At 52.3% G+C, this 11,395-nt stretch carries 11 protein-coding genes and 1 pseudogene; 5 read left to right on the top strand and 7 right to left on the bottom strand.

Going from position 1 to position 11,395, the window contains the following annotated elements:
- Window positions 1-23: 23 nt before the first annotated feature.
- The 3 genes from KO216_RS09670 to KO216_RS04485 all read right to left on the bottom strand — a co-directional run bounded on the left by KO216_RS09670 (window position 24) and on the right by KO216_RS04485 (window position 1,214).
- Window positions 24-98 (bottom strand): 50S ribosomal protein bL37, encoded by a 75-nt coding sequence (locus KO216_RS09670; RefSeq protein WP_373277209.1) that lies wholly within the window; start codon window positions 96-98, stop codon window positions 24-26.
- A 133-nt stretch (window positions 99-231) separates the two neighbouring features.
- Complete coding sequence (locus tag KO216_RS04490; protein ID WP_215523095.1) at window positions 232-516, bottom strand: hypothetical protein; 285 nt, start codon at window positions 514-516, stop codon at window positions 232-234.
- Window positions 513-1,214: a sigma-70 family RNA polymerase sigma factor gene (locus KO216_RS04485; RefSeq protein WP_215523094.1), complete on the bottom strand. Its 702-nt coding sequence runs from the start codon at window positions 1,212-1,214 to the stop codon at window positions 513-515. The genes KO216_RS04490 and KO216_RS04485 overlap by 4 nt, the downstream gene beginning before the upstream one ends.
- A 96-nt stretch (window positions 1,215-1,310) precedes the next feature.
- Here KO216_RS04485 and KO216_RS04480 point away from each other — a divergent pair, with 96 nt between their 5' ends.
- The 3 genes from KO216_RS04480 to rsgA are packed head-to-tail and all read left to right on the top strand — an operon-like array spanning window position 1,311 to window position 4,017.
- A complete protein-coding gene (locus KO216_RS04480; protein ID WP_309547349.1) occupies window positions 1,311-1,697 on the top strand; it encodes a hypothetical protein in 387 nt (128 codons plus the stop codon).
- A 3-nt stretch (window positions 1,698-1,700) separates the two neighbouring features.
- Window positions 1,701-3,029, top strand: coding sequence for a 3-phosphoshikimate 1-carboxyvinyltransferase (gene aroA / locus KO216_RS04475; RefSeq protein ID WP_215523092.1), 1,329 nt, complete (start codon window positions 1,701-1,703; stop codon window positions 3,027-3,029).
- Window positions 3,016-4,017 (top strand): ribosome small subunit-dependent GTPase A, encoded by a 1,002-nt coding sequence (gene rsgA, locus KO216_RS04470; protein WP_215523091.1) that lies wholly within the window; start codon window positions 3,016-3,018, stop codon window positions 4,015-4,017. Before aroA ends, rsgA begins: the two co-directional genes overlap by 14 nt.
- Here the strand turns inward: rsgA and hisN are convergent.
- Both hisN and KO216_RS04460 read right to left on the bottom strand, forming a co-directional pair.
- Window positions 3,979-4,770, bottom strand: coding sequence for a histidinol-phosphatase (hisN, locus tag KO216_RS04465; RefSeq protein WP_215523090.1), 792 nt, complete (start codon window positions 4,768-4,770; stop codon window positions 3,979-3,981). The two genes, rsgA and hisN, sit on opposite strands and share 39 nt — an antisense overlap.
- A 1-nt stretch (window position 4,771) precedes the next feature.
- Window positions 4,772-5,530, bottom strand: a complete 759-nt coding sequence (locus KO216_RS04460; protein ID WP_215523089.1) for a type I 3-dehydroquinate dehydratase — start codon at window positions 5,528-5,530, stop codon at window positions 4,772-4,774.
- A gap of 89 nt (window positions 5,531-5,619) precedes the next feature.
- On the opposite strand from KO216_RS04460, the gene KO216_RS04455 reads away from it, so the two are divergent.
- The gene (locus KO216_RS04455; RefSeq protein WP_215523088.1) at window positions 5,620-6,870 is read left to right on the top strand and encodes a metallophosphoesterase family protein; all 1,251 of its coding nucleotides are present in this window, start codon (window positions 5,620-5,622) and stop codon (window positions 6,868-6,870) included.
- On the top strand, window positions 6,871-9,945 hold the full coding sequence (locus KO216_RS04450) for an AAA family ATPase (protein ID WP_215523087.1): 3,075 nt from the start codon (window positions 6,871-6,873) through the stop codon (window positions 9,943-9,945). It begins immediately after the preceding gene.
- A 43-nt stretch (window positions 9,946-9,988) separates the two neighbouring features.
- Here KO216_RS04450 and KO216_RS09665 read toward each other — a convergent pair.
- Window positions 9,989-10,669 (bottom strand): annotated as a pseudogene (locus tag KO216_RS09665) (metal-dependent transcriptional regulator).
- 31 nt (window positions 10,670-10,700) lie between these two features.
- On the bottom strand, window positions 10,701-11,369 hold the full coding sequence (locus KO216_RS04435) for a vitamin K epoxide reductase family protein (RefSeq protein WP_215523084.1): 669 nt from the start codon (window positions 11,367-11,369) through the stop codon (window positions 10,701-10,703).
- Window positions 11,370-11,395: the final 26 nt, after the last annotated feature.

Here is an 11,395-nt window from a genome sequence, read left to right as displayed (position 1 = left end):
TAGCGGTAGTTAAATGCTTTTGCTTAGCAATTGGGCCGTTTGCCGTGATTGGCGGCACTGGTACGGCGACTCTTACGTTTACGTCCACGTTTAGACATCTCAAACACCTTCCCAAATAAAAATCAACGTCCCTAGTTTTACACACCATCCCATGGTTTTGGAAACTGACGCCCTAAAACTAAGGATCAAGCAGGCGCTTTTCACCCTCTCTAAAAACAGCTAATGCAATATTTACAGGTCTTCGCGAAAACGTTCTTCCCTATAAGACACTTGCATCCCGTCTGATTGCATATATACCGCTAGACTCTGCACAATCCGAGTGCGCAAAGTAGCAGGCGCCACGGTTCCATGACACAGGCAACGCCGTAAAGATAAGGAAATACCGGCGGCTTCGCCCTCGAGCAGTTTTTGACAACAAGGGCAGCGGGAAATGTGACGAGCCTCTTCCTCGCTTAGTTCGCGGCACTCTTCGGCAGCACGCCGGAAAGGATCACGCTGACATGGTTGCTCGCTCATCGTTTCACCCCGATTCCATATTCCCGGGCATATTCGGCTAGTTCTTCTCGCAACTGACTACGCCCGCGATGCAGTCTAGACATCACTGTACCCAGAGGAATCCCCAGGATCTCGGATATTTCCTTGTAGCTGAACTGTTCCACATCCGCTAAATACACCGCAGTACGGTTCTCATCTGAAAGCTTCTCAAAGGCCTCTTGGATGGTTTCATTAGGCAAGCGCTCCAAAGCAATGGTTTCCGCCGAAGGCATTCCCACCTGATGATGCAACGACTGAGCTACCTGTGCCTGATCAGAGATCTCACCGGTTCCGTCCTCTTGTGGCCTGCGGCTCTTCGAACGGTACTGGTTGAGCAAAGTATTCGTCATAATCCGGTACATCCAGGCTTTGAGATTAGTACCTGGCTGGTACTGGTTGAACTTGCGGAAAGCCTGCATATAAGTTTCTTGTACCAGATCTTCGGCATCAGCCGGTTTGCGAGTAAGCCTAAGCGCCCCCGCATAGAGCTGATCTAGCAGCGGTAAGGCTTCAGCAGAAAAACGTTCAGCTAAAGCAGATTTTTCCTCTTCGTGCGTCCGCTCATCCCCTGCGCTAGCTGTAATGCCTTCATTTTCCGGTGCCGCTTGCCGGGTAAAATCACCTATATCAGCAGGCAAAGAGGCATCCGCCAACTTCTCAGCTAAGGTATCGGTTTCCATTACCTTCCAGTCTAGTCCAGTTTCCGCCCTGCTAGTTTCGGATAAGAAAACCTAGGAAGCTAGAAATAAGCCCCGGTAATGAGTAAGAATAGAAATATGGCTAATGGGTATGCATTTTCGCGCGCGCTGATTGCCGCGCCTTTAATTATTGAGGGAATCGATGCGGTGCGTAACAGCGATAAACATGCGCAGCTTGCCCAATATCACCTGGAACTTATAGAGAAAAACGGATTTCCTCCCTTAACCATGAGCGATGTTAAAACCATGGCGAAAGTGTGTGGAGTGGCAGTGACTCTGTTGGCACTGCGGATGGCAACCACCCGTCGCTCTCCTCTAACTACTGCCGCTCTAGTGTTGGCTAATGGTGCAGCCACCATTGTAAACGGCTGGCAGCGAGACAAAGTTGATGTCTTTAGGATCGCCCAAGGGCTCGCCCTCCACGCCGGTCTAACTTCCGAGATTTTTCCCCGCAGGCAGGAGTAACTTGTGACTATTTGGAACGCCCCTGCTCAAAACAAACCCCTAGATGCGGTAATTTCTCTTCCTCCCTCTAAATCCCTAACTGCCCGTGCCCTGGTTTTAGCGCTGTTGGCTAAAGAACCAACTTTCTTAACTAATCCCTTGCACTGCCGCGACACCGAGCTAATGATTGCGGGTATCAAGGAGTTTGGCGCGCAGGTTGAAGACCAATCCGGCGGAATATTAATCACTCCGCCTGCTAAGCTCTGCCCCCAAACTGGGGTAATCGAATGCGGTCTGGCAGGCACGGTGATGCGTTTTTTGGCGCCGGTAGCGCTCCTTAGTGGCCAAGCGGTACGTTTTCAAGGGGACGCGGCTGCCAGCGCACGCCCCATGAAAGGTCTCTTAGATGCGCTTACCCAGCTAGGAGCCGAAATTACTGATATGCCCGTGCCGGGACATTTACCGTTTACTATAAGCGGGCAGGTAACTCCCAGTGATCAGCTGCAGCAGGTGAAGATAGATGCCGCTGCCTCTTCCCAGTTTGTATCGGCTCTCCTACTTGTCTCCGCGGCGCTTCCCTTTGAAATGCAAGTCGAGGTGGACTCGGTTTTACCCTCTATTCGTCACGTAGAAATGACGGTTGCGGAAGTAAATGCCCGGGGCGGGGCGATTGAAAATATTGGGGGTGAATCCGGGGACTGGAACACTCGCCAGCTTCGGCACCTTTGGCGCTGTAAACCAGCGCAACTCAGCGGTGGAGAGCAGACCATAGAGCCCGATCTGACTAATGCGGGGCCTTTCCTGGGAGCCGCTTTGGTGTGCGGGGGGCAGGTTAGTATCCCGAACTGGCCAGAAAAAACTTTCCAACCCGGCGATGCTTGGCGGCAACTACTATCCCCTATGGGGGCTCGTATCTACCGCACCCCGGAAGGAACCTTGGTATGTCAGGGGCAGGGCGTAATAGGGGGAACCCGCAGCGACCTGGAAGCTCTCGGGGAGCTCACTCCCACCTTGGCGGCGCTTTGTGCCTTGGCGGTTTCTCCCTCCAAACTAACTGGTATCGGGCATTTACGCGGACACGAAACTGACCGCTTACACGCCCTCGAAACCGAAATTAACCGCTTGGGTGGAAAGGCTCATGCCGGTGAAAACTCTCTGACGATTTCTCCCACGCCTTTGCACGGCGATTTGGTAAAAACCTACGGCGATCACCGAATGGCGATGTTTGCTGCCTTAATCGGACTGCAAGTTCCCGGGGTACAGATTGCAGATATTGAGTGTGTAAGTAAGACTTTCCCGGATTTCACTGCAACTTGGGAAGCCATGCTGGCCGGTGCTAATGGCTTGGCGTGATATCGGAACTGACGATCCTCGAGTAAGGGTTCGTCCTGCTCGTTCCAAACCGCGCCGCTCAAAAAAACAAGTCGACTATTCTGCTAGTCCCACAGCTTTTGTTTATGCAGTAGATCGCGGTCGCATTCACGTACAAATGGGGCAAACCAAGCTAGTGGGGGTAAAGGCTCGGGCTTTAGGACGTCACGGAATCATAGTCGGTGACCAAGTGCGCGTCACCGGTGATTTGAGCGGTAAAAGTGGTTCCCTGGCGCGAATCGTGGAGGTTTTACCACGCAAAACAGAGCTGACTCGCTCCGCGGAAGATAGCCCGGGAGCTAAAGAAAAACCCATGGTGGCAAACGCTGATCAAATGGCGATTGTTACCGCCTGCGCTGATCCTCCGCCTCGCCCGGGAATGATAGATCGACTATTGGTAGCTGCCTATTGCGCAGGAATAGAACCTTTGCTGCTAGTTACTAAATCGGATCTCACCTCTCCAGAGCCGCTACTAGAACTTTTCAGACCATTGGAGGTTCCCAGCGTGGTAACCAGTATAGAGAGCGGGCAAGGTGTTGATAAGGCAGCTGATCTGCTATCTGGACGGGTAAGCGTGCTGGTGGGACACTCAGGAGTCGGTAAATCTTCACTGATGAATGCGCTTATTCCTCAGGCAGAACGCAACATTGGGCAAGTTAATCAGGTAACCGGACGCGGCCGCCACACTTCCACCTCGGTTATGGCACTCCCCTTCCGGGGCGGATGGATGATTGATACTCCCGGGATTCGTTCCTTCGGGCTGGCACATATTGGCGAAGAAGATCTGCTGGCCGCTTTCCCGGATCTAGCGGAGGTAGCCACCGGCTGCCCGAAACTTTGCCGTCACTTAGCATCCTCGCCGGGATGTCAGCTGAGCGCCTTAGAAGAAACCGATCCGGCGCAGCTGCGGCGAGTAGAATCTTTCCGGCGCTTACTTGCCTCCCAACATAGTCAAAATCCGCTGGTGTAGATGGGAGTTAGTTGCTAGGGCGTTACCACCTTGACATCCAGGTTCACCCTGCAAAGAGGTGAAACGTCCTCCGGCTTCTTCCACAATCGGTACTAGCGCCGCCATATCGTAGATTTCCAGTTCTGGTTCTGCCGCGGCGTCCACTACCCCTTCGGCCACCAACATATAGGAATAAAAGTCCCCATAGGCGCGGGTGCGCCAAACTTTTCGGGTCAGCTCCAAGAATGCCGGTAACTTGCCCCGTTCTTCCCACCCTGACAGGGAGGAATAACTCAAAGAGGCATCTTTTAGTTCTGATATTTTTGATACTTTGTTTGGTTGCGGCTCCCCGCCATTAAACGAGCGCCACGATCCGAGACCACGTCCTGCCCACCAGCGCCGCGCCAAAGCTGGGGCGCTAACTATCGAAGCCACCATTTCTCCGGCAACTTCCAGACCGATCAGAGTTGCCCAAACCGGCACTCCCCGCACAAAATTTTTAGTGCCATCAATTGGGTCGATTATCCAACGAGCACGGCCAACTTCTCTGGTTTTTCCCCCGTATTCTTCCCCATAAATCAAGTCATCGGGGCGGGCAGCCGCCAGCGCCTGGCGAATCATCTGCTCGGCGCCCCGATCAATATCCGATACCGGGGTCATATCTGCTTTTTCATACACCTGATAGTCGCGCTGGCTAAAATGCTGCAAGGTATACCGATCTACCTGATCGGCGATTTCTAACAGGAGCCCTACGTCTTCGCCAATATTTCGCATATTATGATTCTTCCTTTCCGAGGACGGATAACACCTCTGCCTGTAAAGAAGCACTAACTTGCCCAGGAGCGCTGGGATCAGATCCCGGAAGCGCCGCGAAGGTGGCGCAATTGCCGAAGACTCCCCCCATCAAGCGAGTCGCGGTGCCAATAGTTCCCATACCGATAACCATAAACCGGCGATTACCAGCGGTTTCTTTATAGTATTTTTCCATTGCCGAGAACACTTCTAAAAGGTGCGAGGCATCGTTAATAGTCAAGGCCAGTTTGGCGACTTGCGCCCCCCGTTCATGGGCAGCATCTAGCCAGTTATAGATGCTTTCTTGATTCATCTTTTGGGCTTCTTCTGCTCCAAAATAATGACGAGAAAGCACACTCACTACCCCGTGGGCACGGGCGTAGTCTAAAGCCTCAGTTGCCAAAGTAAAGTCATCCTCTATGTCGAGGGCGCTAGCTCCCGCCTTCACCAGCATCTTCAAGGTTTCCAGCTGGTGGGTGGGTACCATCCGCGAGCCTCCTCCCTGCCGGGTGCTGCGACAGGTTGCTAGCCAAGGAAGTTTGATAGCCGGAGCCACCTGACCCACAATTTCGCGCAAGTAGGCGGGGTTATGGTAGTCACGAAGCTGGTCAAGACGCCACTCCACTAGGTCAGCTACCCGCGGAATCCGAGAAATTTGCCCCCGTAGTTCAGTCTGATTCGTGCCGGTCAGCGGAACAATCAACGCCGGTCTACCGGGCGAAAACAGTGACTCCTGTTCCATCCCTTCGCCTCCTGGAAGTATTGCTATCTTTAAACATATCGCACCTTAAAGCTCCGGTGCCCAGCCGGTAAATAAGTAAAATAGATTGTATGAAGTTAATCCACACCTCCGACTGGCATGTGGGACGCACTCTCTATGGGGAAGATTTATCTGCGGCTCATCGCCAATTTTTCGCCTTTCTCACCCAGCTGGTTCGTGAGGAAAACATCCAAGCAGTAATGGTTTCTGGGGATGTTTTCGATCGCGCAATTCCCTCGCTGGAATCTTTAGAAATCGTTTCCCAGGCGCTCGCGGAACTAACTGAGCTAACCGCAGTGATTTTAACCCCCGGCAATCATGATTCCGCAGAAAGACTGGGATTTTTAGCCCCCTATGTGCGCGGCAACCTGCATTTACGCACTTCTCTAACCGACATTTCCTCTCCAGTAGAGATCTCGGCAGCCGGCGAAACCGTGCGGGTTTGGGGGCTGCCCTATCTCAACCCCGATATGGTGCGCACCAGTCTTTATGACGGACCGCTACCTGACGAAAACCAAGAATCGGCAGTGGACGATTCGGATGAAGATTCACTTCCTTGCCTACCCCGTTCTCATGAAGCAGTGGTAGCGGCGGCTATGCGCCGGGTCGGCAAAGCCCAGCGCCTGTTACCTGCAGTCAACCGCACTATAGTAATGGCCCACGCTTTCGCAGTCGGGGGTGCTGCCAGTGATAGCGAACGGGATATCACCGTCGGTACGGTGCAATCTGTTCCCCTCCAAGTTTTTGAAAAATATGGGGAAACCGAACCTGCAGCTTCCCCCGATTTGCCGGCTCCAGATTATTTGGCGCTGGGTCATTTACACGTGCCGCAAAAACTACATACTAAGCAGTCTTCAGGACGCTATAGTGGATCCCCAATAACTTTCTCATTTTCGGAATGCCATACTCCCAAATCTTTGGTGCTTTTAGATACTGCCGCCCCGGATATGGATCTCCAGCTAATACCCACCCCGGTTTACCGGCCTGTAGGACGCATTAAGGATTCTTTTGAAAACTTAATGTCTAGTCCCTCCTACCAGGAATACGCCCGATATTGGCTGGAAATAACGGTAACCGACCTAGAGCGCCCCAATTTTATGGTCTCCAAGTTAAAGCAGCGTTTCCCGAAAGCCTTATCGTTCTTGCATGAGGTCACCACCACCAGCATGGAGGATCAACGCCAGGCGCTGCGAATCAATCGTTTTCGCCCCGACGCACTTGCCAAAGATTTCTTTTGCCAAGCCCGCCTAGGCAAGGAGCTAGATGAAGAGGAAAACCAGCTGGTAGAGCAGGTTTACGAACAGGTTCGCGAGGAGAGTTAGATGCGGATTTTAAAACTCAGCTTTGAGGCCGTGGGGTCTTTTGGGGGCAAAGAAACTATTGATTTCACCAAACTCGGTACCGGCTCCGGGGTGTTTTTGATTCATGGCCCCACTGGTTCCGGGAAATCTACGATTCTGGATGCGATTGTTTTCGCCCTCTATAACGACGTAGCCCTGGAATCTAACTCTTCGAAAAGCCGTCTACGCTCCGACTATGCCGGAGATAATCAAGTTAGCTGGGTGCAACTAGATTTCGAGGCACGCGGACAACTTTATCGAGTTTGGCGCACCCCGACATATGATCGCCCCAAACGGCGCGGTTCAGGTACTACCTCCCAACCGGCGCAGGCAAGTCTCTGGCGTCTCAGCAGTGAAGATGTAGATCCCGGGGACGCGATTGCCTCCCAACCTAGAACTGTCAATGAGGAGCTAGTTTCCAGAATCCTCCCGTTGACGAAGTCGCAGTTCTTGCAAACCGTGATTTTGCCGCAAGGAGCATTCTCCCGCTTTTTGCGGGCGTCCTCGGATGAACGGCAAGAGATTTTGCAACAGATTTTTGGCACCCAGATTTTCGAGCGGATGCAAAAAGAATTCATCGACCGCGCCCACCAGGCACAAACTAGCGCCAAAACAGAGTCACGGACAATTATCAGCCAGCTTAAGCTGTTTACCGAGAACTGGAGTAACTTGGCGAAGTCGGTTGCTAGTTCCCGCAGCGAGTTAGAAACTTTACGCGATACCCAAGCCTCTTTACCAGAAGTTTTAGATGAAGATTTGATCAAATCTTGGGAACCTTACTATCTGTTGCCTTCCGCGCACTCTAGCGAGTGGATAGCAGAACATACTCAGCAAGTAGACGCGGCTCGAGAAAAATATCAGGCCGCCTTGGAAAAAAAGGAAAAGGCAAAGACTTTAACCCAAGACTTCCAGGAACTAACTCGCCTGTTAGCCGCAGAAAAACAGCTTCGAGAACGCCAGGATCAGGTAAAAAGCCATCGCGAAAAAATAGCGCTTCATGAACGCGCTACCCGAGTGCATACGGAAATAAAAGCAAAACAGCAGTACCAAGAGAAATTGGTTAAAACCCAGGAGCGGCTGTCAAAAAATTTACAAGCTGCTCCCGCACCTTTTACCACTTGCCAGCCGCCAGCCGATACCAGCGGGTTAGCTGACCTAGAAGAAAAGATAACCGGGCAACAGCGGAAAAACGATAATGACCTGGGGGCACTGGCTCCTCTAATCGAGCGGCAGAAAAAACTCGAGAGCCTGGAAAATGAGGCCAAAAAAGCCCGCCAGGGGTATGTCGAACATTCCAAAGCTGCTGCCCAAGCCGCAAAAGAGTTTACACAGTTACTGCCGAATCTTAGGGCGCTGCTAAGGCAGCAGGCATGCCTAGAAAAGGAACAACTCCATTTAGAGCAGGCGCGACAAAAACAACTGGAGTTGCGTAAATATGAGGGGGAACGCCAACATTTCTTGCAGGATTTCCAGCGTTTTCAGGACGAGACAAGTAAACTTCCGGCCTTAGAGAAAAAGGTGACGAAGGCACAGGCAGCAGCCGCCGAATACGAGCGCGAGTTTTTCGTGGACTCTTCGATTCTTTTAGCTGACCGCCTGCAAGCGGAGGAACCCTGCCCGGTTTGTGGATCACCCACCCATCCCCATCCGGCTCACGGCACCGCTAGTGGCAAGCATTCTCTCAGTCAGCTGACCAAACTCAGAAACCAGCTCACCAGCGCAAAGACCACTTTGAAGGAAAAACAGGAGCAGGTAACAAATGAGCGGAATCGGCTACGGGGCGAAATCAAGCAGCTACGGGAAAAGTATCCGGGAAATGCGCACAGCATTGATCGCCGGGTTGCCTACTTGCAGGAACAGGCTGAAAAACTAAAGAAACTACGAAAGCGGCTAGCAGAGTTAGAAAAGCAGGCTCAAAAGTATCGGGACGCGATCCAAAAGTCGGCTAATGCTGCGAAACTTGAAAAAAATAAGGTCACCACTGCGCTGGAGCAGATCCGGGAGATAAAAGCGGCGATTGCTGCTTCGGGAGAATCTAACGACCTGGTGGCTCGCCAACAAACCCTCAAACGGGAGCAAGAAAAACTTTCTTCTTTGATAAAAGCGCTGCGAGAGACCAAAGATGCCTTGAGCAACTTGGCACAAGCGCAAACCCGTTTAGAGCAGTCCTTACGGGAACAACAGTTTCCCGATGCCTCGGCAGTACAGAGCGCCCTCTTGGAAGATGAGAAATACCAAGAACTAAAGCGCGAGGTACAAACCTGGGAGGATGCGTTTAAAGCCAACCAGGTAAAGCTGCAGTCCGACCGGATTCAGAAGGTAAAACAAGCGGACTTTGTACTGCCGGATTTAGAAGCTTTAGAGACCAAGGCGAACGAGGAAGCAGAGATTTTCCAAAAGAAGCAAGAGAAGCTAGCCAAGGTTAAAGAGCAGCTAAAAACAGTGGAGATGACCGTAAGTGACCTGCAGGCAGAGACCGCCCGGTATTTGGAGTCCATCCGGGACACCTCCATGCTGATTACATTCGCTAATTTGGCGAAAGGCGAAGAAGGGTCCGCGCTAAGAGCGCCTCTGGCTACCTGGGTATTGCTCGATCGCTTCGAAGAAGTGCTAAATGCTGCAAATCCTTATCTAACGGGTATTTCCGGAGGGCGCTACCAGCTTTCTCGCACCGATACCGAGTCTTCCCGTCGTCGTAATCAGGCTTTATCTTTAGCCGTCACCGATAAATTTTCCGACAAAACTCGGGAGATTTCTGCGCTTTCTGGCGGGGAACTATTTTATTGTTCCTTGTCTTTAGCCTTGGGATTATCAGAAGTGGTAACCGCCGAGGCGGGCGGGGTCGAGATCTCTTCTATGTTTATTGATGAGGGCTTTGGCACTCTTGATGACACTAAACGGGCGGAGGTTATGCAGGCTTTGAAGAAAACCTCAGCCTCGGGCAGAACCGTAGGGTTAATTAGCCACGTGGCTTCACTGCGTGGCGAAATTTCTGACCAGATTGAGGTGATTGCCACTAAGGGACAGGGCTCTACCCTCAAAATTACTGGCAACTAGGAGCCGGTACCTACCGTAATCAGCAGTTATTACCTTGCCCGCGTTAGGCAGTTACCCAGATCGCGGCGACTGCCGGTTTACCCAGGGTAATTTCTCGCCCGTCTACCTCTATCCGCATAATTCCGGCTTCAGGGATTTTTTCTAAAGGCGATAGGGAGCAGCCAGGTACAATTCCTACCGATTCTAAGAAGCGCAACAGCTGGGCATTGGAGTCTTTTATTCGTGCCACGGTGGCGAGAGTATTTATCGGAGCTTCAGCTAGGGGCAAGGTGGAAACTTTCGGAAGATGGCCATCCGCGGTGGGAATCGGGTCTCCATGAGGATCAACCTTCGGAGTCCCCAGCGCCTGGTCCATAGCCGCAATCAACTTATCGGAGGCCGCGTGCTCTAAAACATCGGCCTCGACATGAACCTGATCCCACGGATACCCCAATTATTGATGCAGATAGGTCTCGAGGATGCGATGCTTGCGCACCATCTTCAAAGCTAACTTTTTACCCTCTGCAGTCAGAGTGATCCCCCGGTAAGGAACGTGGGTAATCAGCCCTAACTTGTCCAGACGCCGCACATTCTCAGAGGCGGTGGAGACCGCTACCCCCATTCTTTGCGCCAGTCCCGATACTGAAAGGGTACTTCCTCCCCATTCGGTAGCTCCCAGAAGGTGCTTTAAATAGTCTTGTACTACCCGAGAGGTGGCTCCTTCAGGGTCTGCTGGTTCGCCCATGGTTTTCCTGTTCATCGCGTTACCTCTAAAGTTACAGGCGGAAAATCTCTAACCCGAAAACTGTAAATAGCACCGCTACGATAACTGCAACGCTCAAGATGGCGCCCAGCCACCAATAGCCCACCAGAACGCGCCGCGCCCCGCCTAGCGGGCGAAGGGGCGTAGCCGCTGCTCGCACCCAAAGCGCATAGGATAGCCAGGCTAAGAAAATCGTGGCCACCCAGGTCAAGAAACAGTAGGGACATAGAGAATGTAGTTGGAATACCGAGGTTGCCAAGAAGAAAATCACTGCTACTAGCCCGGCGCTGGTTCCGATGATAAAGAGAAACAGTCCCCATTTCGGCACCCGCCCCCCAGCTATTAGATAGATACCTGCCGCTAAGAGAGCCGCAAACGCCAGCATGCCAAAAATCGAATTGGGAATCCCGAAAAGCAGGTGACCGGCTGCAGATTCCATAGCTCCGCGACAATCGACCACGTTGTTTAGCGAACAACCTAAGCCGCGTCCCGGCTGGGCGCGGTGAAGCATTTCGGTGCGCCAAAGTTCTAGAGAAGCTAGCAATCCCAACAGCGAAAATAAAATAATCCACAGGCTAGAAAGGCGAGGTATACGCCCGGAGCGCATAGCTGGAGGCGGAGAAAGCGGATCGGTGTTAAAGGTTAGTTCACCTGCAGATAAACTTTCCTGAACGTCCTGCATCCTTCCCCCTTCTTGCTGGAAAACAT

Origin of the sequence: Varibaculum prostatecancerukia, assembly GCF_943169825.2 — a bacterium.
In the GTDB taxonomy this organism is placed as follows: Bacteria; Actinomycetota; Actinomycetes; order Actinomycetales; family Actinomycetaceae; genus Varibaculum; species Varibaculum prostatecancerukia.
The sequence above is the reverse complement of the archived record's forward strand: the minus strand, read 5'-3'. Positions and strand labels throughout refer to the sequence as shown.

Coding starts and splice junctions, on each gene's coding strand:
- KO216_RS04490 (WP_215523095.1), bottom strand. CDS start 516: ATGAGCGAGCAACCATGTCAGCGTGATCCTTTCCGGCGTGCTGCCGAA.
- KO216_RS04485 (WP_215523094.1), bottom strand. CDS start 1,214: ATGGAAACCGATACCTTAGCTGAGAAGTTGGCGGATGCCTCTTTGCCT.
- KO216_RS04480 (WP_309547349.1), top strand. CDS start 1,311: ATGGCTAATGGGTATGCATTTTCGCGCGCGCTGATTGCCGCGCCTTTA.
- rsgA (WP_215523091.1), top strand. CDS start 3,016: ATGGCTTGGCGTGATATCGGAACTGACGATCCTCGAGTAAGGGTTCGT.
- hisN (WP_215523090.1), bottom strand. CDS start 4,770: ATGCGAAATATTGGCGAAGACGTAGGGCTCCTGTTAGAAATCGCCGAT.
- KO216_RS04460 (WP_215523089.1), bottom strand. CDS start 5,530: ATGGAACAGGAGTCACTGTTTTCGCCCGGTAGACCGGCGTTGATTGTT.
- KO216_RS04455 (WP_215523088.1), top strand. CDS start 5,620: ATGAAGTTAATCCACACCTCCGACTGGCATGTGGGACGCACTCTCTAT.
- KO216_RS04450 (WP_215523087.1), top strand. CDS start 6,871: ATGCGGATTTTAAAACTCAGCTTTGAGGCCGTGGGGTCTTTTGGGGGC.
- KO216_RS04435 (WP_215523084.1), bottom strand. CDS start 11,369: ATGCAGGACGTTCAGGAAAGTTTATCTGCAGGTGAACTAACCTTTAAC.